The 23,735-nt window shown below is 33.7% G+C and carries 22 protein-coding genes; 9 read left to right on the plus strand and 13 right to left on the minus strand.

Annotation, left to right across the window (positions count from 1 at the left end; translation table 11 throughout):
• Positions 1-61 precede the first annotated feature (61 nt).
• From H600_RS0106150 to H600_RS0106160, 3 genes are all read left to right on the plus strand, one after another.
• Positions 62-280 (plus strand): putative signal transducing protein, encoded by a 219-nt coding sequence (locus H600_RS0106150; RefSeq protein ID WP_026727963.1) that lies wholly within the window; start codon positions 62-64, stop codon positions 278-280.
• A 74-nt stretch (positions 281-354) separates the two neighbouring features.
• Positions 355-1,158 (plus strand): Cof-type HAD-IIB family hydrolase, encoded by an 804-nt coding sequence (locus tag H600_RS0106155; RefSeq protein ID WP_026727964.1) that lies wholly within the window; start codon positions 355-357, stop codon positions 1,156-1,158.
• A 6-nt stretch (positions 1,159-1,164) separates the two neighbouring features.
• On the plus strand, positions 1,165-1,692 hold the full coding sequence (locus tag H600_RS0106160) for a GNAT family N-acetyltransferase (protein ID WP_026727965.1): 528 nt from the start codon (positions 1,165-1,167) through the stop codon (positions 1,690-1,692).
• A gap of 74 nt (positions 1,693-1,766) precedes the next feature.
• Here the strand turns inward: H600_RS0106160 and H600_RS0106165 are convergent, their stop codons facing one another.
• Entirely contained in the window at positions 1,767-2,285 is a 519-nt protein-coding gene (locus H600_RS0106165; protein WP_026727966.1) for a hypothetical protein, read from the minus strand.
• A gap of 484 nt (positions 2,286-2,769) precedes the next feature.
• On the opposite strand from H600_RS0106165, the gene mtaB reads away from it, so the two are divergent.
• The gene (gene mtaB / locus H600_RS0106170; RefSeq protein ID WP_026727967.1) at positions 2,770-4,104 is read left to right on the plus strand and encodes a tRNA (N(6)-L-threonylcarbamoyladenosine(37)-C(2))-methylthiotransferase MtaB; all 1,335 of its coding nucleotides are present in this window, start codon (positions 2,770-2,772) and stop codon (positions 4,102-4,104) included.
• Positions 4,105-4,416: 312 nt separating this feature from the next.
• Here mtaB and H600_RS0106175 read toward each other — a convergent pair whose 3' ends face one another.
• The 8 genes from H600_RS0106175 to H600_RS0106215 form a co-directional block, all read right to left on the minus strand.
• Positions 4,417-4,923 carry a hypothetical protein gene (locus H600_RS0106175; protein ID WP_026727968.1) on the minus strand — a complete coding sequence of 169 codons (507 nt, stop codon included), beginning with the start codon at positions 4,921-4,923 and terminating at the stop codon, positions 4,417-4,419.
• 67 nt (positions 4,924-4,990) lie between these two features.
• Positions 4,991-5,707: a 3-ketoacyl-ACP reductase gene (locus tag H600_RS0106180; protein WP_026727969.1), complete on the minus strand. Its 717-nt coding sequence runs from the start codon at positions 5,705-5,707 to the stop codon at positions 4,991-4,993.
• Positions 5,708-5,861: 154 nt separating this feature from the next.
• Positions 5,862-8,048, minus strand: coding sequence for a VWA domain-containing protein (locus tag H600_RS0106185; protein WP_026727970.1), 2,187 nt, complete (start codon positions 8,046-8,048; stop codon positions 5,862-5,864).
• Between the two features lie 70 nt (positions 8,049-8,118).
• Complete coding sequence (locus H600_RS0106190; RefSeq protein ID WP_026727971.1) at positions 8,119-9,075, minus strand: hypothetical protein; 957 nt, start codon at positions 9,073-9,075, stop codon at positions 8,119-8,121.
• Between the two features lie 2 nt (positions 9,076-9,077).
• Positions 9,078-9,578, minus strand: coding sequence for an RNA polymerase sigma factor (locus H600_RS0106195; protein ID WP_035108437.1), 501 nt, complete (start codon positions 9,576-9,578; stop codon positions 9,078-9,080).
• Positions 9,579-9,833: 255 nt separating this feature from the next.
• Complete coding sequence (locus H600_RS22505; RefSeq protein WP_084157358.1) at positions 9,834-10,511, minus strand: CPBP family intramembrane glutamic endopeptidase; 678 nt, start codon at positions 10,509-10,511, stop codon at positions 9,834-9,836.
• Between the two features lie 269 nt (positions 10,512-10,780).
• The gene (locus tag H600_RS0106210) at positions 10,781-11,617 is read right to left on the minus strand and encodes a DUF6929 family protein (protein ID WP_026727974.1); all 837 of its coding nucleotides are present in this window, start codon (positions 11,615-11,617) and stop codon (positions 10,781-10,783) included.
• 31 nt (positions 11,618-11,648) lie between these two features.
• Complete coding sequence (locus H600_RS0106215; protein WP_026727975.1) at positions 11,649-12,380, minus strand: TPM domain-containing protein; 732 nt, start codon at positions 12,378-12,380, stop codon at positions 11,649-11,651.
• 479 nt (positions 12,381-12,859) lie between these two features.
• Between H600_RS0106215 and H600_RS0106225 the strand changes: the two genes are divergently transcribed.
• Entirely contained in the window at positions 12,860-14,311 is a 1,452-nt protein-coding gene (locus tag H600_RS0106225; protein WP_026727976.1) for a PhoX family protein, read from the plus strand.
• Between the two features lie 97 nt (positions 14,312-14,408).
• Positions 14,409-16,184, plus strand: coding sequence for a cytochrome-c peroxidase (locus tag H600_RS0106230; RefSeq protein ID WP_026727977.1), 1,776 nt, complete (start codon positions 14,409-14,411; stop codon positions 16,182-16,184).
• A 256-nt stretch (positions 16,185-16,440) separates the two neighbouring features.
• Here H600_RS0106230 and H600_RS0106235 read toward each other — a convergent pair whose 3' ends face one another.
• On the minus strand, positions 16,441-16,959 hold the full coding sequence (locus tag H600_RS0106235) for an outer membrane beta-barrel protein (RefSeq protein WP_026727978.1): 519 nt from the start codon (positions 16,957-16,959) through the stop codon (positions 16,441-16,443).
• Between the two features lie 189 nt (positions 16,960-17,148).
• Here H600_RS0106235 and H600_RS0106240 point away from each other — a divergent pair, with 189 nt between their 5' ends.
• The 3 genes from H600_RS0106240 to H600_RS0106250 all read left to right on the plus strand — a co-directional run bounded on the left by H600_RS0106240 (position 17,149) and on the right by H600_RS0106250 (position 20,980).
• Positions 17,149-18,531 (plus strand): MATE family efflux transporter, encoded by a 1,383-nt coding sequence (locus H600_RS0106240; protein WP_026727979.1) that lies wholly within the window; start codon positions 17,149-17,151, stop codon positions 18,529-18,531.
• 111 nt (positions 18,532-18,642) lie between these two features.
• Positions 18,643-18,870, plus strand: a complete 228-nt coding sequence (locus tag H600_RS0106245) for a hypothetical protein (RefSeq protein WP_026727980.1) — start codon at positions 18,643-18,645, stop codon at positions 18,868-18,870.
• A gap of 157 nt (positions 18,871-19,027) precedes the next feature.
• On the plus strand, positions 19,028-20,980 hold the full coding sequence (locus tag H600_RS0106250; RefSeq protein WP_245176542.1) for an LTA synthase family protein: 1,953 nt from the start codon (positions 19,028-19,030) through the stop codon (positions 20,978-20,980).
• A gap of 81 nt (positions 20,981-21,061) precedes the next feature.
• Here the strand turns inward: H600_RS0106250 and meaB are convergent, their stop codons facing one another.
• The 3 genes from meaB to H600_RS0106265 all read right to left on the minus strand — a co-directional run bounded on the left by meaB (position 21,062) and on the right by H600_RS0106265 (position 23,432).
• Entirely contained in the window at positions 21,062-22,159 is a 1,098-nt protein-coding gene (meaB, locus tag H600_RS0106255) for a methylmalonyl Co-A mutase-associated GTPase MeaB (RefSeq protein WP_026727982.1), read from the minus strand.
• 166 nt (positions 22,160-22,325) lie between these two features.
• A complete protein-coding gene (locus H600_RS0106260) occupies positions 22,326-22,967 on the minus strand; it encodes an NAD(P)-dependent oxidoreductase (RefSeq protein ID WP_026727983.1) in 642 nt (213 codons plus the stop codon).
• A 57-nt stretch (positions 22,968-23,024) separates the two neighbouring features.
• The gene (locus tag H600_RS0106265) at positions 23,025-23,432 is read right to left on the minus strand and encodes an RrF2 family transcriptional regulator (protein ID WP_026727984.1); all 408 of its coding nucleotides are present in this window, start codon (positions 23,430-23,432) and stop codon (positions 23,025-23,027) included.
• Between the last annotated feature and the right edge of the window lie 303 nt (positions 23,433-23,735).

A 23,735-nucleotide genomic window follows, 5' to 3' on the forward strand; every position in this document is an offset into this window, starting at 1 on the left:
GTACGCGGTTTAGTTGAGAACTGTGACTGAGACTGAAAACTTAATAACAAAATAGATTATCATGGGATTAATGAAAGTGTTTTCAGGAAGCGAAGTATTAGCGATTGCTTTGCAGGAAAGATTAGAAGAAGCAGGAGTAGAAACAGTAAAAAAAGATAATATTCAATCGGCTAGATTGGGAGGTTTTGGCGGAACAGATTTGGCTGTTGAGGTTTTTATTCAGGAAACCGATTTTGCAAAAGCAAATCCAGTAATTGAAGATTTTAGAATGAGTATTTAAAAAGTTTTCAGTCGCAGTTTTCAGTCACAGTGAAAACTGAAAACTGCGACTGAAAACTGAAAACTATAAAAAAGATGCAATACAAAATGTTAGTGCTCGACATGGATGATACCTTGTTGACAGACGATCATAGAATTTCAGATTTAAACAAAAAAGTTTTATTAGAAGCTCAAGCAAAAGGAGTTTATGTGGTTTTGGCCTCTGGCCGTCCAACTTCGGCAATGACTGCTTATGCAAAAGAATTGGAAATGGACTTAAATGATTCATATATAATTTCATTTAATGGCGCCATAATCAGTCGAGCAAAAGACGATCTTGTTTTATTTGAACAGAAATTAACAGTTCAACAAATTCACGATTTGTATGATTACAGCGCAAAAATGAATACACATATCATCACTTATTTAGATGACGAAATTATAAGTGAAACCGATTCTGAATTTATTGAAGTAGAAAAAGAAATTACTGGAATGGCGCATCTTAAAGTTTCGAGTTTTAAAGATTATGTTGATAGGCCTGCTGTAAAATGTATTTTATTGCAAGAGCCATCTTATTTAAAAACTTTAGAAAATGATTTGAAAATGGCAATGCCTCATTTAAGCGTTTCAATGTCGAAACCATTTTTCTTGGAAGCAGCACAACAAGGCATAGACAAGGCCGCTAGTTTGAAAATTTTGGCAAATAAGCTCGGAATTCGTCAAAGTGAAATAATCGCCGTTGGAAACGCTGGAAACGATTTAACGATGATTGAATATGCCGGACTTGGTGTTTGGGTTGATAATGTAACGCCTGAATTGCGCGATAAAGCCGATTTGATTGTCGCTTCAAACAATAATGATGGAGTGGCAGAAGTTGTTCAGAAATATATCTTAAATTAAATTTTGATGAAAAATCCAATTGAGACAGAGCGTTTGCTACTAAGAGAATTTCTTCTTTCTGATGCTGATGGAATGTTTGAATTGGATTCAAATCCAAAGGTGCATCTTTTCTTGGGTAATAATCCAGTAAAAAAGCCCGAAGAGAGTATTGAATATATTCATTTTGTTCAAAAACAATATAAAGATTTTGGAACAGGGCGTTGGGCAGTGATTCTTAAGGAAACTAATGAGTTTTTGGGTTGGTCCGGAATTAAGTTCATTACAGATGAAATTAACGGACATAAAAACTTTTATGAAATTGGTTATCGTTTCATAGAAAAACATTGGGGAAAAGGATATGCAACAGAAGCCGGGAAAGCTTTTGTAAATTATGCTTTTAATGAAATGAAAGTAGATGCGCTTTATGCGTATGCAGATGCAGGGAATGAAAACTCAAGAAAAATTCTCGAAAAACTAGGCTTGCAATACGTAAACTCTTTTGAGTATGAAGGAGAAACAGAAGTCTGGTATGAAATGAAAAATCCAAACTTATAGCAAGAAATGCGTTCCAAATCTTTGTAAGCTTTAGATAGTTTACAAAGATTTGGAAAACGTAATTTCTTAAATAATTATTTTTTAGCTACAGAAACAAAATATTTGTTTCCATCACCCATTGTTAATTTCACACGCTCGTCGCAAAGATCAATTGCAAAAGCGGCACTTTCGTAGCAGCTGCAAGTTGTGTTTTTGTCTTTAGACATTTCAGTTTTGCAATTGTTGTTTTTGAAAGTTGCTAATTGCGGTGTGTACAGGCTTACTAAATCTGTAGAAGCTGTAACCAACGAAATAATACTTGCAGAATTGTTATTCGTAATTCTGTAAACAATTCTGTCTGTATAGTTTACTTCATTTACAGTTACTTTACGAATATAAGTGTAGGCAGTAGATTCTGCACCTGGTTCTTTAACCTCAAATTTAAAACCAACGGCGCGAATTGCAACATCAAATTGCTGTTGAGAATTTAAACTTGCCCAAGCCGTTAAAGTACTAATTGATGGAAATGGATTTGAGGCTGGGGCATTAGTTTGCGCTTGCGAACTAAAAACGGTTAAGAACATCAAGCAGATTGTGGGTAAAAATGCTTTCATAAAGTGTGGTATTTGTATTTTTATTTTGCCTACTCTCTTTGGTTTTCGGCTTTCCCATTTCATTTTGTTACACAAAACAACAACATAACGATTGAAATTCAAAATTGTTATGTCCGATTTATTATTAAATTAATTAATACATTCCATAATTTTAAAATCGGAATAAATTCTACAAGAGGATTTAATTATAGTAAATGTAAGATTTTTTGAATATAAACCGATAAAAAATGTATTTAGTCGATAAAATTTGCACTTTATCGATGTTTTTGTCATTTTATTCTTATTGAATTGTATAACGTAAAGTTCGTAAAAAATATTGTTTATCAAAATTTTTACCTTCATTAAGTCGATTTTATTTTTAATAAAATCATAATAAATGCAAATTGTTGAAACGAAGTCAATTATTGATTTTCTTTTACAGAAATTGTTTGTAAATTTGCAGCCTTAAATTTTTTGACAACGATTTCATTAATTTAAGAGAATTATGGAAAATAGAAAGAAAGTTGCCTTTTATACGCTGGGTTGTAAACTGAATTTTTCAGAGACTTCTACAATCGCCAGAAATTTCAATGACGAAGGTTTTGACCGCGTCGATTTTGAAGAAATAGCCGATATTTATGTGATTAATACTTGCTCTGTAACAGAAAATGCAGATAAGCAATTTAAGCAAGTAGTAAAAAAAGCCATGAAGCTGAACGATAAAGCTTTTGTTGCTGCAGTTGGCTGTTATGCACAATTAAAACCAGAAGAATTAGCAGCAGTTGATGGTGTTGATTTGGTTTTAGGTGCTACTGAAAAGTTTAAAATTACCGATTATATTCACAACTTAAGCAAAAATGATATGGGTGAAGTTCACTCATGCGAAATTGCTGAAGCTGATTTCTATGTTGGAAGTTATTCTATTGGAGATCGTACTCGCGCTTTCTTGAAAGTTCAGGATGGCTGCGATTATAAATGTACTTATTGTACAATTCCGTTAGCAAGAGGAATTTCGAGAAGTGATGCTTTAGAAAATGTTCTAAAAAATGCTAAAGAAATCTCCGCACAAAACATCAGAGAAATCGTTTTAACTGGAGTAAACATCGGAGATTACGGAAAAGGGGAGTTTGGAAACAAAAAACACGAACATACGTTTCTGGATTTGGTTCAGGCTTTAGATCAAGTTGAGGGAATTGAGCGTTTGAGAATTTCGTCGATTGAACCGAATTTATTGAAAAACGAAACAATAGAATTCGTTTCTAAAAGCCGCACTTTTGTACCGCATTTTCATATTCCACTGCAATCAGGAAGCAATGATATTTTGAAATTGATGAAACGTCGTTATTTACGAGAAGTTTATATTGATCGTGTAAATAAAATTCGCGAAGTAATGCCGCACGCCTGTATTGGTGTTGACGTAATTGTTGGTTTTCCTGGTGAAACGGACGAGCACTTCTTAGAAACGTATCATTTCTTGAATGAACTGGATATTTCTTATTTACACGTTTTTACATATTCAGAAAGAGATAATACAGAAGCAGCAGAAATGGATGGCGTTGTTCCGGCAAATGTTCGTGCAAAGCGAAGCAAAATGTTGCGTGGATTATCAGTGAAAAAACGTCGTGCTTTTTACGAAAGCCAATTAGGAACCAAAAGAACAGTTCTTTTTGAAGGAGAAAATAAAGAAGGATATATTCATGGATTCACTGAAAATTATGTAAAAGTGAAAACGCCTTGGAATCCAGAATTGGTGAATACTTTGCAAGAAATCAATTTGACTAAAATTGATGAAGACGGAAGTGTCCGAATGGAGTTTGTAAATAAATTAGCAGAAGCTTAATTTTTTTAAATAATCAAAAGTTATCACATATTCTGTCATTTCTGATAAAAAGCAAGAGGCTGTCCTTATTTTTTGGACAGCCTCTTTGTTTTTTATTTTTAGGCCCCAGCGGGGCAGAATATTTATAGAAATTCAAAATTACAGATGGCAAAGTAGCTCCAGAGGAGCGAAATAACCAGCATTAAAAAAAAATGTCGCTCCGCTGGAGCTTTGTCATCAATATAAATGTAATTTCTATAAATATTTCGCTTCTACGAAGCTGATGTCTGATCATCAAATACTTTTTGGACAGCTTCTTGTTTTTTTAAAGAATCATTTATTATCCTGAACAACCAACTTCAAAGAATTAATATAATCCGTATCAAACTCTATAACACGAATCTTTTCAGGAATAAAATTTAATTCGCCACCAAATTGGCCTCTTGTGTCTAGAAAGTCAATCAAAAGTTCATCATCAGTAAGAGAAAGCAATTTTCCTAAATAAGCTGATTTGGCTGATTTTTTGGCAATTTGAAAAATGCCATATTTATTGCTTATGTAATTCAAAATAGAATCTAAATCTCTAATCGGGATAATATCTTCAGAATTGATTTTTAGGCCTTTCAAGCGAATTACTTTTTCTGTAAAAGCCAAATCATGATCTCTGTTGACTGCTAAGATGTTTTTGTTTCTTAAAATTACAAACCCATCCAAAATAAAATCAACAGGATTATTTCGAAGCAAAATCCAATCATCCGAATAATCTATAAGAAATCCAGTGAAAATCTGTTTTTTATCGACAAATTCTATTTCTACCAATTGTCTTAAATATTTTTCCATTTTATGTTTTTTTGCGATTGGAACTTTGTCAAAGTTTCAAACTTTGACAAAGTTTACAAGATTGCTTTTAAGGATTAGTAGACCAAATACTGCTGTTTTTTACAAAAACTCTTCGGTTCAATTTTAATTGCGAAATGATCAATTCGGCCATATCTTCAGACTGCATTACTTTTTCAGGGTTGCCATCAGTTAAGTTTAAATCCTTTGCCATATCAGTTGCAACTGTACTTGGCGTTAAAGCTGTTACACGAATGTTGTGTTTTCTCATTTCCTGCATCAAAGAATCGGTCAAGCCTAAAACAGCAAATTTTGAGGCGCTATATGCACTTGTTAGTGCGTTTCCGTTTAAACCGGCAGTCGATGAAATATTTATAATGTCGCCCGTTTGTCTTTCAATCATATTCGGGATAATGGCGCGCGTTGTGTAGTACGTTCCCATTAAATTGACTTGAATAATTCTTTCCCAAGCTTCTGGTTCTAATTCTAAGAATTTTCCAAAAGAAGCAATTCCGGCACTATTGATTAGAATATCAATATGTTTGAATTCGGCTAAAGCTTTTTCTGCAGCCGCATTAATAGAATTCATGTCAGAAACGTCAGCAGTTAAGGCTAAAGCTTTTACGCCTAAATTTGAAGCTTCATCAGCTAATTGTTCAACATCTTTTTGAGTTCTCGAAACTAAAACTAGGTTTGAGCCTTCTTTTGCTAAAGCAATGGCAACGGCTTTTCCTATTCCTTTTCCTGCACCTGTAATAAAGGCAGTTTTATTTTTTAAGTCGGTCATGATTGTATTTTTAGAAATGCAAAAAGCATCATTATAAGTCTTACAAAAATAAGCTTTTGCAAACTAAAATGATGCTTTAAGATGTTTTCTTAATCTAAGTTTAACAAGTTTTTGTTATTCCTTCAAAACCATATCTATGCACATTATGTATTGACTAATTGTATTGTTTTGCACCTTCAACCAATCGAATGAATTCAGCTTTATAACCTTCGCCATCGTTTGAATTTCCTTGTTTGGCTAATTTTACAATTTCTTCAGGAGATTTATTGGCAATTAATTTCGAATCTCTCAATTTCAATCCGAACCAAGCAACGGCAGAACTAAATTTCATATCATCACTCGCTTTTTCCAAAGCAACCGATTTATTTTCGATAATCTGAGCCATTTCAATGCTTTTTTCGCCATCTGGTTTTTTGTAGCGGAATTTTATTGTCGCCAATTCATTGCTGTAAACGTTTGAATTGTTTTCAGTTTTAGTATATTTTAAAGCGTCTGGCTGTTCTGTTAAATAATCGCTTTTTACACCAGCCGGAATAATTTCATACAATGCCGTTACGGTGTGATTGCTTCCTAATTCTCCTGCATCAATAGCGTCATTTTTAAAATCTTCTGGGCGCAATTTTCTGTTTTCGTAACCAATCAAACGATAGGCTTGAACTTGTTTCGGATTGAATTCAATTTGGATTTTTACATCTTTTGCGATTGCAAACATCGAACCTTTGAATTCTTTTCCTAAAAAACGATTCGCTTCTTGAATATTATCGATATAAGCATAATTGCCGTTTCCTTTATCCGCTAAAATTTCCATTTTGCTGTCTTTGTAATTTCCCATTCCGTAACCCAGACAAGTCAAGAAAACACCTGTCTTTCTTTTTTCTTCAATCAATTTTTCCATATCAGAATTTGAAGTGCTTCCAACATTAAAATCGCCGTCTGTTGCTAGAATTACACGATTGTTTCCGCCTTTAATGAAATTTTCTGTTGCCGTTTTATACGCCAATTCGATTCCTGCGCCACCAGCAGTGCTTCCTCCAGATTGCAATTTGTCTAATGCGTCAATAATTGTTTTTTTCTCATCTCCAGAAGTTGGTGGCAAAACCATTCCCGCAGCACCAGCATAAACCACAATTGCTACTTTGTCTTTAGAACGTAATTCATTTACTAAAATTTTCATAGATTGTTTCAATAAAGGCAGTTTGTTCATGTCGCCCATTGAGCCTGAAACGTCAATCAAGAAAACAAGATTTGAAGCCGGCAAATCCTCAGTCGGAATGTTTTTTCCTTGTAAACCAATTTTTAAAATTTTAGTATTTGAATTCCAAGGTGAATCGCTTACTTCTGTATTGATTGAAAACGGATGCTCATTTTTTGGCTGTGGATAAGTATATTTAAAGAAGTTAACCATTTCTTCTACGCGAACAGCATCTTTTAGAACTTGTTGTCCATTATTCAAAAAACGTCTGATATTAGTATAAGAAGCATTGTCAACATCTATTGAAAAAGTTGAAAGCGGAGCAGTTTTTGGACTTTCGAATGCATTTTCTACAAAGGCATCATAATCTTCCTGAGTTGGTTGAGTAGGAATCGGAATAATATTTAATTTTTTGTCTAATTCTTTTTCTGAAAGGTTTTTGTAGATTTCGTTTTTGGTCGAAATTACGACAACTCCATTTGAAGCTTTGCTGCCATAAACAGAAGTTGCCGCATCATCTTTCAGTACTTTTAAATCTTGGATATCATTCGGATTAATTTTTGCCATTTGATTGGCTTTTGCTGGAACTCCATCAATAATATACAAGGGTTCGTTTTTTGGAGAAATTGAAGCATTTCCGCGTATAGCAATACTTTGACTTGGCGCGACAGAATAATTCATGTTACTTTGAACTTGAAGACCAGCTATTTTTCCCTGTAAAGCAACCGCTTGAGAAGCTTGCTTAGCTTCTTTTTTTTCTCTTCTTCTTTCCGCTCGCTCATAACTTCTTGCACTGTAATCTGAAGTGCTTTCACTTGTGCCATAACCAACAACTACAACTTCATTCAACGTTTGGCTGTATTCATTAAGTCGTATATTAATTGTATTTGAGTTTTGAACTTTTTGTTTTTGAGTTTCGTATCCAATAAAACTGAAAACTAACATATCTCCTGTTTTGGCTTGGATGCTGTATTTTCCATCAAAATCAGTTGTGGCAGATATTTTTGTATTTTGAATGTAAATCGATACTCCGGGAAGAGGCTGTTGGTATTTATCAGAAACAATTCCCGTAATAGTTCTTTCTTGTGCCAGGGTTACGAAACATATAAGCATAGCAATGGCTGATGAAATAAGTTTTAGACTTTTCATGATAATAAGTTTTAAGAATTAATGTTTTGATTTTGCTTTGGCCAAGCTGCAGACTTTGGCCAAGCTTAGATTATTTTTTAGGAGTTGGTTTTCCTGTTTTTGTAGTGATTATAACAACTCCTTTTTTGCCTCTTTCGCCATATTTTTCAGTAGCTTCAAGGTCTTGTAAAATGGTTATTGTTTTAATGTCTTGCTGATTTAATGGGGCATAAGGACTCGTTGGTTTTTTGCCAAATAAATCTTCTTCAGAATAATATATGCCATCAATAATGTAAAGCGGTTCGTCAAGAATTACTAATGATTCTACATTTTCAGGTTGTACATTCGGAAGTTCCGCCTGCATCATTTTATCTCTTTTTGTATCGTCGCTGTGAGCTATTGCATTGCCGTTCATTATAATTAGCGGTGCACTCTTTTTTGCACTCATGGCTTGTTTTTCTGCAAAAGCAACTTTAGCAGATTCCTGTCTGTATTTTGTTGCATATTCTTTTTGTTGAGCTTCTTCTCTTTTCTCTGCGATTTCAGCTTCTTCTTCAAAATTTTGTGTTGCAACAGCATCGGCTACTGATGTGGCAGACATTACAGGAGCAGGCAAAGTATAAACTGAATTACCGCTAGATGATTCCTGAATGGCTACACTTTCTTTGTTTTTGGTTTGTTTTTCTAGAATTTTAATGGCTGCCGTTTTTGGGACTAATTGCGAATCCGATGAAACAATTGCTGTGCTTTCTTCAGCAGGAATATTGTTATTAGGCTCCTCTTTTGTATCGCTTGTAACGATTTTGTTCGTGTTTTCTAAAGTTGAATTTTTATCTGTTTTTAAGAATTGATAACCCAAAGAAATTACTAATAAAAGTGAAGCGGCAACTGCAATTTTTTTCCAAAGTGAAATGGTTTTTTTGTCTTCCTTTTTGTCGAGTTTTTGTTCAACGCGCGACCAAACTTTTTCCATTCCCGGAAAATCTTTTATCGGAGCATTTTCAGCTGCTTCCTTAAATATGTCGAATATTTTATCTTGATTGTCCATGACTATTTTGCTTTTTGATAATACAATTTATTTACCAAGTCTTTCAGTTTGGTTTTGGCGGCATTCAATTGTGATTTTGAAGTGCCTTCAGAAATGTTAAGCATTGCTGCGATTTCCTTGTGTCCGAAACCTTCAATAACAAAAAGGTTAAAAACGGTTTTACAGCCATCTGGAATATGGTTCAATAAATTGAGCAGATCTTCTTCTTCTAATGCGCTTATTTCTTCGGTAAAAGGCTGTGAAAACACTTTTACATCATCAAGATACATGTTGAAATTGGTGTTTTTCTTGATGGTAGCCAAACAGTAATTAACAGCAATTTTTCTGGCCCAGCCTTCAAAGGCTTTCTCTTCTTTGAGCTGGTCTAATTTGGTGAAAATAGTGTAGAAAGCATCGGCGAGAGCTTCTTCAATTTCTTCTTCTTTCTTGAGGTATCGTTTGCAAACGCGATACAATTTTGGAGCCATGTGCTCATAAACCTGACGCTGAGCGTCTCGGTTCATTTTTTTGCAGCCAGAAATTAGAGTTTCGTTTATCACAAGTATGGTCTTTAAATATAAAGAGAACTAAAAAGATAAAAAGGTTGGGAAGGTTATAAAATTTTTTTAGATTCAGAGTTACAAAGAAACAAAGTTACAAAGGTTTTTTGTAGAGGCGCACTGCAGTGCGTCTATATGTCATATTAATTGAAAACCTTTGCGTTATAGTTTATTACAAATGTTTTAAAAGTTTTTATTCTATTTGTATAAATATGCTTTTTACGTTTTTGCCATCAAAAGAAAAAGATCCCATAAAAAATGACAGATAATCAAGATTTTAATGTTTCTGTATTTCTCGTACTGAATTGCAAATACTAATCCAATTACGATTGGCCCAATTACATTCAGCAATGTTCCGTCGCCAATGTGCAGTAATCCAAATAAAATACTTGAAATAATTATTGCGGGAATTTTGTTTTTAAAAAGCAGTTCTAATCTTGGCAATAAATACCCTCTGAAAATTAATTCTTCTGTAATTCCAGCAGTGACGCAGGTGAAAAAAAGTAAAAAGTAACTCTTTTTAAAAAGCGCCAAAGCTTTTTGTAATACGGCACTTTCGGCTGTTATTTTGAACAACATAATCAAAAGACCAGTAATATAAACGGCTAAAAATAATTTTACAAATGTTATGAATAGTGCTTTCGCGAATTCAGAAAATGTATAATTTGTTTCTTTCCAAAGCAAAAAAGGCTGTTTTTCTATTTTTATTGCATATAAATATAACAGCAATAAAGAAATCCAAATCGCAAATCTTGAAATGTAAAATTGTGTTTCATTATCTATGCCAAGTTTTTTGATTAACAATGAGAAATACATTGCCAGAACCGGAAGAAGTACAGAAAGTATAATGCTGATAATTAAAGCTGGTTTCTTGGTTGAATTTAAAATGTTTAGCATTTATTTTGGTTGTGGTTTTGGTTTTGGGGATTTATTATTTAGCTTGGATTTCAACTTTTTATGATCTTGTCATTTGACATAAAATGTGGCAAAAAAATATTTAACCGATAATTGTCGTTTTTTTATCGTAGAGGCGCACAGCAGTACGTCTAACGTCTCGTAAATCCGCAATTTTGCCCCAATCATTGTTATATTCTTTGCGGAGACGCACAGCTGTGCGCCTCTACGGAATATTGTAATCGAAAGACTTTGTGCGACTTGCGTAACTCTTACTTAACCGGCAAAGTCAATTTATAAATCTTAGTTTCTAAAAGTTCAGTATCATTATCCTCGCAAAGTAAAAACTCAATTTTGTTGTTTTCTTTTTTATAGAAAGTCAAACCTTCAAATTTATTGGTCGAAGTTATTTTTTGCGTGAAATCGATTTTCATAGTTTTGACGTCGATTCTTCCAATGAAGCTTCCCAGGATTTCACCATCATCATAAGTTGATTTTGTGTCTTCGGCAGTTGAAAGGAAATAGATTTTGTCTTCGACCAAAATGGCGTCTGTAAAACTGGAACGAACGCCTTTTATTTTTGGAAGTTTATAGTTCACCGCAATTAAAGCAAATTCTTGATCTAGTTTTTTGGCATGAATCGTGAAAATTGTGTTTTTGTTGGTAACGCCATTTCCACGATTAAATAAATACCAATTTTCGCCATCGAAAATAGCGCCTTCCAAATTGAAATCTTCTGGTTTTATTTCGCCAAAGCTTTGCATCAAGCCATATAAATCGACTAAATTATTTTTCTGTAAAACCTTTTTTGATTTGATGTCGAATTCAATCATTTTGTTTCGGTTTTCGGTGGAGCCGGAACCAAAAACATACAGCGTATCGTTATGATGCGTAATCGATTCAAAATCGGGTTTTAGGTTTTTTGGAATATTTTGCGTCGGACTGTCAATTAAAGCATGTTGGTTTAATTGCTGATTCTGCATATTATATTCATATAGAAATCCGCTGTTGTCGCCAATTACGTAAAGTGCGTCATTATTATAAAATAATCCTGATGCAGAACCGATTCCGATGATTTGAAATAATATTTCTAATGTGAATTTTTCCATGAAATTAAAATGTTGTTTTGAAAACTGTATTTTATTTAAGAATGTTGCTTATTTCAATTAAGGATTTATATATGCCTTCAAAATAATTATTGGTTTTAAAATTTGGAACCATAATATTGGTGATTAGTTTATCACAATTTTCATTTGTTAAATAGTTTTTTGCAATTTCGGTTGTTGCTATATAGACCTTTTTTAATTTTTTATTAAGCACGATAATCGCACCACTTTTTTGATATACTCCGCCAACTTTCCAATCTGTTAGCTTATTAATGGAAAATTCGTCAATATCTTTTTCTGGATATAAATCATCAATTGTTAGAATTACAATTTCCATTTTGTTTTTTGTTCTAATTTGTCTCGCTAGAACATTAATTTTTTCGGTTTCTTCTGTTGAAAATATTGAATCAATATCTATAAGATTAGTGAATGGTAAAATTGTAGAGTTTTTGATTTTAAAATCTTTGCAAGTTTTATTTAATTCGTTAATTAATTTATAATTGAGAACGTTAAATTCGTTTTTAAAATCCGCATGTTTTAGATTTTCTTGTTTAATGAGAATATAATCGTTTAAGAACTTTGAGTATATTTCTGTCTGTTGTAAATTAACTAAATGAGAATTAATTGCTTTAAGCGATTTTATCGAATCGCAAATTCCTATCGAAATGTATGAGATTTGTTGTTCATTATTTTTATCAGAAGCATTTTGAGCATTTCCATTTAAATTGAATAAAATAATAAATAAAATTAGAATTCTTTTTGTCATTGTGAATTTTGAAATATTGAAAAAAATCTTTTGAAAACCAATGCCCAGTCCTGATAGTCCCGACGCTTCGGGAGAAATACTTTGAAAAGAAATTGCATTTTTTCCTGACAGAACAAAGCGACTCCTGATGCATCAGGATAAGCTCTTGTTATGGCTTTGGAAAAAAGCAATTTATTGAAAAGTATTGCAATGAATAGCAGGACTATGCTTCGTAAAATTAGACTATTTATTAGGATAAAAAAATCAAAATAACGGAGATATGAGAAGAATTGCAGAATCAAGTTCTAAAATTCGCTTCTTTTTTTGACAGTAATGTTAATAGAAGTTTATCAGTATTTTGTATTACTAATTTATTGTTAAATTTTTCCTCAATAAATATGTTTTGTGGTAAAAGTCTTGTTTTTTTGATAATATAGAAGTCATTTTAAGTTAAAGTGCTCGGATTTAATTTGTAAAAAAAATAAAACCAATTTTAGCTTATGAAACGAATTATTTTACCTCTAATGATTATTGGGTCGGTGCTTACATCTTGTAACAACGATTCTAAAGATGACACGCCGGTCACAAGCGTTATTTTAAAAGACCAATCTGTTACGCCAAGTTTGTTGAAAGCGCAAGCAGGTTTCGAAAATTTGAAAATCTACTCTCTTTTTAGCTCAGATGATGTTTTTCCAGATAGCCCAAGCTTTGTTTTTGGAGGTTCAGCAGATGGTTCAGGTTTATTGAAAAACACTGACGGAACATTTACTTTTTTAGTAAACAACGAAGATAACTTTGCAGTTTCAAGAATCACATTAGACAAAACATTTAAACCTACAAAAGGGGAATATTTATTGAATTCAAGCGGAGGAACTTGGAGATTGTGTGGCGCGACAATGGCTACACAAGCAGAACATGGTTTTGGTCCAGTTTATTTGACTTGTGGGGAATCTGGTGAAGAATCTCGCACACACGCTTTGGATCCTTACGGAAGTGCAGGAAATGCATCAGTTTCAAAAGAATTATCAGGATTTGGCCGTTTAAGTGCCGAAAATGCATTGCCATTGCGTTCTACTGCATACAAAGGAAAAACAGTTGTGGTAATTGGCGATGACGATTCTGGAACTTACGGAGGTCAAGTTTTTATGTATGTATCTAACTCTGTTGGTGATTTGACTGGCGGATCTTTATACATGCTAAAAAGAAACGATGATAATCAAAGAGAAAAAGATATGGAGACTGGTAAAACTTATCCTGTTTCTTTTGTGAAAATTGACAATCATACTACAATGACAGGTGCACAGATTAATGCTGCAGTAAATACTTTGAAAGCAATCAAATTTGGCCGTGTTGAAGATTTAGATTACCGCAAAGGCGGAGATAGTGCAGATCGTGAATTGTATTTCAACGTTACAGGACAAGCAACAACTGGAACAAATGCTGATGGTTCAAGAACGAAATACGGAAGAGTTTACAGATTAAATCTTGATGCAGCTGATCCGTTAAAAGGAACTTTAGAAGTGATTCTTGATGGAGATAACAGAAGCGGAATTGCAGGGAAATTCCAAAATCCGGATAATATCTGCGTAACTAAAAATTACGTGTATGTTCAGGAAGATGCAAACGGTTACGGAGACGAAACGCACGATGCATACATCTATCAATATAATATTGCTACAAAAGATTTGAAAGTTGTAGTTGAATTAGACCACCGTCGTACTGCTACAGATGCGGCAAAATACAACGTAGGCGGAACTTCTAAATTTGGTGACTGGGAATACGGTGCTTTGATTGATGTTTCGGAGCAAGTTGGTATCAATGACACTTTTATGTTAAGTGTTCAGCCACATACTTGGACAGGTGCAAAATACAAAGGTGTTGACGGCGGAACAAATCGTCCGAATGAGCAACAAGCAAGTCAAATTTTGGTACTTCAAGGTTTAGCTAGATAAATTTTTAAGTCCTTATAAAACAGTATCCACTATTTCAATTTTGAAGTAGTGGTTTCTGTTTTTTTGAATATAGCTCTTTTTAAATTGTCATAAAATCATGAAAAAAATATATTGTTTGTTGTTCTTGGCGACATTAATTGGCTGTCAGAAAAAAAACAGACATCAAGAAGTAAATAAATTGTTTCAGAAAGATATTACTTCACTTATTGAAAAAGTCGCCAAACTGAAATATTCTGTTGAAGAAGATTCGACTGAAGCTCAAATTCAGAGGCAATTTCTGGAAGCGCATCAAAATTATAAGAAAGTCGAATTGCTAAGCGAATATTATTCGCCGTCAGTTTCTAAAGCCATCAATGGCCCAGCAATACCTGAGTTCGAAGAAAATGATAAAGTAACGGTTCCGCCAGAAGGTTTTCAGGTTATTGAAGAATTGGTTTTTCCGAAATACAGCAAGGCAAACAAACAAGAATTGATTCAGGAATTAGGTGTTTTGGAAGCAAATTTGACCCGACTTGAAAAAGTTTCAGCTTCCAATGAATTGACAGATGCCCATGTTTTTGATGCTATGCGATTAGAAGTGTACCGAATTATAACTTTGGGAATAACAGGTTTTGATTCGCCTGTTGTTCTAAATTCACTTCCGGAAGCATTAGCATCTTTAGAAACTATCGAAAAATATTATCGGGTTTATCTGGAAGATCAATCGGTTTCAAATTCGAAACAAGTACTTCAAGCTTTTGAAAAAGGGAAAAAATACCTGAAATCGAATACCAATTTTAATGCTTTTGATCGCGCTTATTTTATCAAAGAAATTTTGAATCCGCTAAGCAAAGGACTTTTTAAAACGCAATCTGAATTGGGAATTTCTCTAATGAAAGAGCAACGTGGACTAAAAGTTACAGCTCAGACTTTATTTGATAAAGATGCATTTGATCCAGAAGCTTTCTCGGGTTTTCCAGATTATAAAACGACACCGGAAAAAGTTGAATTAGGCAAAAAGTTATTCAATGATCCTATTTTATCAGGAAACAACACTCGTTCTTGCGCATCATGTCATCACGCCGAAAAAGCATTTACAGACGGATTAGAAAGAGCAGTTTCATTAGACGGGAAATCGATGTTGCAACGCAATACACCGACACTTTCAAACATTGCTTTTCAACGCGTTTTTTTTGCTGATTCAAGAGTGAGTTATCTCGAAGATCAGGCCATTGCGGTTATCAAAAATGAAAATGAAATGCACGGTTCTTTGGAGAAATCGGCTTTGGCAATTCAAAAAAATGCGGAATATGTAAAGTCTTTTAAGAAAGCTTTTCCGAAGGGAGAAATAAACGAATTTGCAATCAAAAATGCATTAGCATCCTATATACGTTCGTTAAGTAAATATGATTCTAAATTTGATAATTATATGCAGAACAGAACTGCTTTTACAGCTGATGAAAAAGCAGGATTTAATTTATTTGCTGGAAAAGCCAAATGTGCTACCTGCCATTTTATTCCCCTTACAAACGGAACTGTTCCACCAAATTTTGATCGATCAGAAAGTGAAATTTTAGGCTTACCAGATAAAAATAAAAAGCTCGATGGTGATTTAGGCAAATTTGTGATTACGCAAGCCGCAATCCATAAAAATTCGTTTAAAACGCCAACAATTAGAAATATCGAACTTACAGCACCATATATGCATAACGGAGTGTATAAAACGCTCGAAGAAGTAATTGATTTTTATAACGAAGGCGGAGGTTTAGGAAAAGGATTTGATGTTCCAAATCAGACTTTGCCAGAAGATAAACTGAATTTATCTGACAAAGAGAAAAAACAACTAATTGCCTTTATGAAAACGCTTACGGATAAAAAATATTCTAGTAATTAGATAATGTGGCAATTTGATAATTAGATAATTTTTCGGCATGGCTAACTTTGTCAAAGTTTAAAACTTTGACAAAGATTTCTCAATTAACATTTTGCTAGAATTTGCCCTAAACCCGACAGTCCCGAAGCCTCGGGATAAAACCTTTTGGGTTTGATTTTTTAAGGAAACAGGAACTTTTATAAAACACCAAACCCAGCAGACTGTGCAATCTGCTGGGTTCATACCAAAAACAAAAAAATAAATTAAACCTTAACTTTTATAAGTCGAAACCATAAGCAACACGCAATGCTACTTGATTGGTTCTGAAATCGTGATAATCTTCGTAACGTACGCTCAAATCAATATATTTGTTAGCGTATCCAATTCCTGGCGCCCATAAAAAAGTGGTTTTGTCATAACCGTTTGTCACAGCAAAACCGGCACCTACTTCACCTAAAACATAAAATTGGTCTCCCCAAACAAAGGCTTTGAATCCAGCTTTTGCAGGAATAAATCCAAGGTCTTTTACGTTATTTCCAAGTTCATCTTTTCCCATGAATAAATTGGTAAATCCCGTTGTTAAGGTTAGTGACGTTTTTTTTGACAAATCATATTGTAAACGAACGTCTCCGCCAAGTGACCAGTCATAATCGTTATCTGTTGGAATTCCTCCATTGATCCCGAATCCTAATCTAAATCCCTGATCGTAATTTTTTGCTTCACTTTCTTGAGCAAAAGCGGTGTTGGCGAATAAAAATGCAAAAGCGGCTAGGCATATCATTTGTACTTTTCTCATGGCTTATATATTTGAATTATTAATAGTGTAAAAGTATAATCAAGGGCTTTGGAGCTTGTTATATAATTTTTAAAAATCGTTACATAATATTAGGGTGTGCTTAATTTTGCCTTAAAAATGGGATATCTTTTTATTGATAGGACAGAATTCGGAGCTTCTGACTATCTTTGCCGACAAAATAAAATAGAAGTGAATTTAAAGCAGTACACAAAGGAGTTTTCGTATAATTTGAAACTGGCGTATCCTGTGATTTTAGGAATGGTCGGGCATACTTTAATTGGTATCGTCGATAATATTATGGTTGGAAAATTAGGAAGCACTGAACTGGCAGCAGTTTCATTAGGAAACAGTATGATTTTTATCGCGATGTCTCTTGGAATTGGTTTTTCGACTGCTATTACGCCAATTGTTGCCGAAGGCGACGCCGAGAAAAACGATGCAAAAATTCGTTCTGCTTTTCATCATGGATTATTTTTATGTGCCATTTTAGGATTATCTCTTTTTGGCATCATTGTTTTGGCAAAGCCAATAATGGAAATGTTGGAACAACCGGCAGAAGTGATTGAACTGGCAAAGCCTTATTTAGACTGGGTTGCGTTTTCATTAATTCCTTTAATTATATACCAAGGTTACAAACAATTTGCGGACGGAATGTCGTTTACAAAATATTCAATGTATGCCATGGTTATGGCAAATGTATTGCATGTAGGTATGAATTATGTGCTGATTTACGGAATTTGGATTTTTCCAAAAATGGGAATTATCGGTGCGGCACTTGGAACTGTAATTTCTAGAATATTTTTAGTAATGTTCATGCACATTATGCTTTCAAGACGTGATGATTTGAAACGCTTTTTCAAGGATTTCAGTTTTTCCGAAATCAAAAAAGAAACCATCAAAAAAATAGTAAGCATCGGATTTCCTTCTGCCATGCAAATGCTTTTTGAAGTGGTTTTGTTTACAGCTTCAATCTGGCTTTGTGGAAATATCGGAAAAACAAGTCAGGCCGCAAATCAAATTGCATTAAGTTTGGCCTCAATGACTTTTATGTTTGCAATGGGATTAAGCGTAACGTCAATGATCAGAGTGAGCAATCAAAGAGGTTTGATGGATTATAAAAAACTGGTTGTCGTGGCACGTTCGATTTTTCTTCTAGCCATCATACTAGAAACGGTTTTTGCGATTTTCTTTATTGCTTTCCATGACTATTTGCCGTACATTTTCTTAAATATGGAAAACGGCGGGCAGGTTTTGGATAACACCGAAGTAATAAGTATTGCATCAAAATTGCTTTTAATTGCAGCTGTTTTTCAAATTTCAGACGGAATTCAAGTTGTAGTTCTTGGCGCTTTACGAGGTTTGCAGGACGTAAAAATCCCAATGTACATTACCTTTGTAGCCTATTGGGTTATTGGTTTCCCGATTTCATATTATTTGGGCGAACATACCGAATTAAAAGCTGAAGGAGTATGGATAGGATTATTAGCTGGACTAACAGCCGCAGCATTATTTTTGTATATTAGGTTTGCTTCTTTAACAAGAAAATTAGTTTTGGAGCATTCTCAAGAATAAAACAATTGTACTTTTGTGTTTAACTGTTTATTTAAACAATGATAAGGTTAAACAATTAGCTGAAAATAAACGATTACGCAATTCAACAAATAAACGATTAAACATAAAAAAATGGAATTACCTAAATTTTTACTTGGAGACAATACTGATTTTCCAGATGATATTTTCATCATTCACCTTGATTATCCTCGATTTATTATCAACTTAAAAGATGATGAGGTTGAATTTTTAGAGGAAGCGGAAGATCTTGATGAAGCTGAATTAAATGCTGAAATGGAGAGCTTGATCGAAAAAGCTAATGATTTTTACGACAGAGAAATAAACCGTTACGAAGAGTAGAGGCGCACTGCAGTGCGTCTCCTAGATGCCTGTTTTTTATTTAATGCCAGAATTTTTCACAAAGCACATTCTAAAAAATTATTTCACGCTCCCGATAGCTATCGGGAGCGTGAAAAAACTTTGCGAATCGTTATTTTCCTCTTTGAATCAAAAATTAATGTCAAATCATTTAATGAAAAAATTAAGTTACCTAAAACCCATTTTTAATTTCATAACAATTGGGTTGCTGATTACTACTTTAAGCCGAATATTTTTATTTTTTCTTTTTAAAGAAAGAGTAGTCGAAACACCAAATTTCTGGTATATATTTCCAATCGGTCTTCGAATGGATTTGATTTTACTATGTTATTTATCATTCCTTCCGGCTGTATTGATTACTTTTTTGCCAAATAAATGGCTCAAGTTTACCAATACTTTTTTGGTGATTTACAGTTTCTTGTTTTTGTTTCTTATTCTTTTCGTAGAATTGGCTTCTCCTGATTTTGTAAAACAATATGATACGCGTCCAAATAAGATTTTCCTTGATTATCTTATTTATCCGAAAGAAGTTGTCGGAATGCTTTTGAAAAGTTACTTGACATCGATTATGGTGACTTTTTTAATTCTTGGCGTTGTGATTTATTTTGCTTTCAAAAAAGGGAAAAAATATTTTCATACAATTAGTACAGAATATAAATTCAAGCTAATGATTTTTCCATTAGTCGCATTTTTATTGTTTTTTGGAGCACGTTCGAGTTTGGTTTCAAAACGACCAATCAATGCTAGTAATGCTGTTTTTTCTACAGATCAGCTTACCAATACTTTGGGATTAAATTCATTTTATACCGTTGCGTTTGCTGCTTATTCTATCAAGAATGAAGGAAACACAAAAATGTACGGTAAAATGGATCAAGCTGAAGCGATCGCTCGTGTAAAAAAATACATGATTGCTGGACCAAATGATTTTAATGATGCTGAAATTCCATTTTTGCACATTCAACAACCTGACTCCGTAATCCAAAAACCATATAATTTGGTGATTTTTCTTCAGGAAAGTTTGGGTGCCGAATATGTTGGAATTTTAGGAGGTAAGCCATTAACTCCTGAATTTGACAAATTATCAAAAGAAGGAACTTTATTTACTAATTTATATTGTACCGGAACCAGAAGTGTTCGTGGAATCGAAGCGGTCGTTACTGGATTTTTGCCGTCACCATCTGAAAGTGTGGTAAAATTGGGTAATTCGCAACAAGGATTTTTCACCCTTGCCGATGCTTTAAAACAAAAAGGATACGATACGAGCTTCATTTATGGCGGAATGGCCAATTTTGATAATATGGCGTCATTTTTCAATGGAAATGGTTTTAGCGATATTGTAGATCAAACCGATTTTGAATCAGACGGAAATAAATATGCTTTCAAAGGAACTTGGGGCTATTCAGACGAAGATTTGGTTACTAAAGCTAATCAGTATTTCAAGTCAAAAGGAGACAAGCCATTTTTCTCTTTAATGTTTTCGACTTCAAATCACGAACCTTTTGAATATCCTGCAGGAAGAATAAAACCGTATGACAAAAAGCCGGCAACAGTTAATAACGCCATGAAATATGCCGATTTTTCAATTGGGAAATTCTTTGAAATGGCTAAAAAAGAAGCGTATTTTAAAAACACGATTTTCATCGTAATTGCAGATCATAATACAAGAACATACGGAAAAAATCTTGTTCCAATTAATAAATTCCATATTCCAGCATTTATTATGGGACCTGGAGTTGCAAAAGGTGCAGTTTACGACAGATTAGCAAGTCAGATAGATATTCCGCCAACATTATTGGGTTATTTAGGAATTCCATTTGAAACGCCAATGGTTGGAAGAAATTTGACAAAATTAGATCCAAAAGTACAAGGAAGATCAATTATGCAGTTTAATGATATCAATGCGTTTAGAGTAGAAAATCAGGTGGTTATTATGCAGCCGAACTTGAAACCGCTTCAGTTTGAAATCAAAAACGACACCACTTTGATTCCTGTAAAATTAAATGAAGATTTAGCAAAAGATGCTTTGGCTCATGTAATTACAGCAGGAAATTTGTATAAAGAAAGTAAATATAAACTTAGAGCTAAAAAATAGGTTCAAAGTAACAAAGGTTCAAAGCAACAAAGTGACAAAGGTTTAAAGAAGCAGAGAAAACTTTGCCACTTTGAACCTTTGTCACTTTGTCCCTTTATCAAAATAAAATTTTAATAACTCAGAAGCCGCTGCAAAAGGTGAAATCTCATCATTTTGCACTGCTTTTTTATTTTGTTCCAATAATGAAATAATTTCCGATTGATTGTAGAAGTTTTGTTTTAACTGTTCATTAATCGTTTCCATCATCCAAAATTGATTTTGTTCGTTTCTTTTTTCTTGAAAAAAACCGGATTGTTTTGTCATTTCAAAATAATCGGAAATAGTGTTCCAGATTTCTGAAATGCCTTCTTTTGTAATAGCACTACAAGTTGTCACTTTTGGTTGCCAGTTTGATGATTTGAGCGGAAATAAATGTAAGGCTTTGTTGAATTCTAATTTCGCTTGGTTGGCTTTTTTCACATTATCGCCATCAGCTTTGTTGATCACAATGGAGTCTGCCATTTCCATAATGCCACGTTTGATGCCCTGAAGTTCGTCGCCGGCACCAGAAATTTTTAGTAAAAGAAAAAAATCAACCATGCTATGAACCGCAGTTTCACTTTGGCCAACACCAACAGTTTCGATAATTATCGTGTCAAAACCAGCGGCTTCGCATAAAATAATCGATTCGCGGGTTTTTCGAGCCACACCGCCCAAAGTCTCTCCAGAAGCACTCGGACGAATAAACGCATTTTCATCTTTCACTAATTCTTCCATTCGGGTTTTGTCACCCAAAATACTTCCATGCGAAATAGAACTGCTTGGATCAACTGCCAAAACAGCCACTTTTTTGCCAAGATTAGTAAGAAAGGTTCCAAAAGATTCAATAAAAGTACTTTTTCCAACTCCGGGAACTCCGGTAATCCCAATTCGAATTGACTTATTAGCTTGAGCTAAACAGCCGTTTATAATTTCGTTTGCTTTTTCGGCATGTTCAGGATTAGTACTTTCGATAAGCGTAATGGCACGGCTTAGAGAGGTTCTGTTTCCAGAAAGAATTCCTGAAATCAATTCATGAGCAGAAGGCTGTTGTCTGCGTTTGTTCTTAATTTGATTTATAGCCGAAACATTGGTGATTTCAGGAGATGAAATTCCAGCTTTTTCAGTTAAACTACTCGATGTTTTCTTTAAGCTTGACAAAATACTTTTTTAGTATCGTAAAAGTACTGAAAACAAAAACAGTTTCAAAAGACAAATACTCCTTTGAAACTGTGTTGGTAAGTTTGCCACAAATTAGTGTAATTTGTGGCAAAAAAAACTAAGAATTTGAAAGCCTTAGCAACTTAGTATCTCAGCAACCTAAAACTTAATATCCAGCAGTAAAACGAATTTGGTGGTGTTTTGGACTTTCTGTTTCGTCAGCAATTACGACTGCTAGATCTTCAACAGATAAAATACTTCTTTGTTCGTCATTGAAAACTGGATTTTCTAATCCTAAACGGTATTTTCCTGTTCTTCCTGTTTTAGTTCCAGCGTGCATTTCAAAAGCCGGACTAAAAAATGCCCAATCCAAATCTTTTTCTTCTTTGATAATATTCAAATAATGTCTTGCAGCGTTTGCACCTGGAAAAATTTCTTTTGGAAAATCAGGAGTATCTACCGCTTGTAAATCAGGCGCAACAAATAAACTTCCTGCGCCACCAATAGTTATAAAACGTTTAACACCAGATTTTTTTACCGCTTCCTGAATTGCTTTTGATCCTGCTAAAAAATCATCATAGATGTTTGGGTTCGTCCAACCTGGATTGTAAGCATTTATAACGGTATCATGTCCTTTTAAAATTTCTGCTAAAGCATCAACATTAAAAATATCTCCAGCAACCCATTTTGCATTGTCAGTATCTTTTGGAGTTCTTGCAATGGCTGTAATTTCGTGTTTTCTGTCTGCTAATTCGTTTAAAATTGCTGAGCCAACAAATCCTGTAGCTCCAATAAGTGCGATTTTCATAATATATAAATTTATTTAGTAATAAAAAATGTTACAGTTTAAGTCAAAAAAATAGTTTTAAAACTGATTCGAAAAATCTTCTAATGAAATTTTTTCGAGTTGTGTGCTGACTTTTTGATTCATTTCGGCATATAAAGCATCCAGATTCTGATTGATTTTTTTTCCAACTGGACAATCAGGATTTGGTTGATTTTTGGCATAACCTAAACCAATGGTTTCAAAAGTCATTTCAAAAATCTCTTTTAATGTCAGTTTAGATGAATCTACAGCCAATTTTGTTCCGCCATTTTTTCCTTCTTTACTTTCTACAATATGATGTGCTTTTAGGTTTGCAATTTCTTTTCGAACCAGAACAGGATTTAAATTCATGCTTCCCGCAATGTATTCCGACGACAAATAATCATTTGGGAATTTATTGAGCAAAGTAAGAATGTGAATCGTTATGGCAAATTTACCTGAAAGCATACTGTAATAAAATATGTTACAAATGTAAGAGGTTTTTTAATACGAAAATAAATTTTAACTAACTTTTTGGAAATTAAGGAGTGAGTCGAAAGTCGAAAGTCGAAAGTCAAAAGTCGAAAGTCGAAAGTCAAAAGTTGAAAGTTGGAAGTTGAAAGTTGAAAGTTGGAAGTTGAAAGTTGAAAGTTGAAAGTTGAAAGTCAAAAGTCGAAAGTCAAAAGTCAAAAGTGTGATGTTATCTTTCTAACAAAAGAAATTCAATAGTTAGTATTTGTAAAAAAGAGCTAATTACCATTCACTTTTCAT

Origin of the sequence: Flavobacterium denitrificans DSM 15936 (assembly GCF_000425445.1) — a bacterium.
Classification (GTDB): domain Bacteria; phylum Bacteroidota; class Bacteroidia; order Flavobacteriales; family Flavobacteriaceae; genus Flavobacterium; species Flavobacterium denitrificans.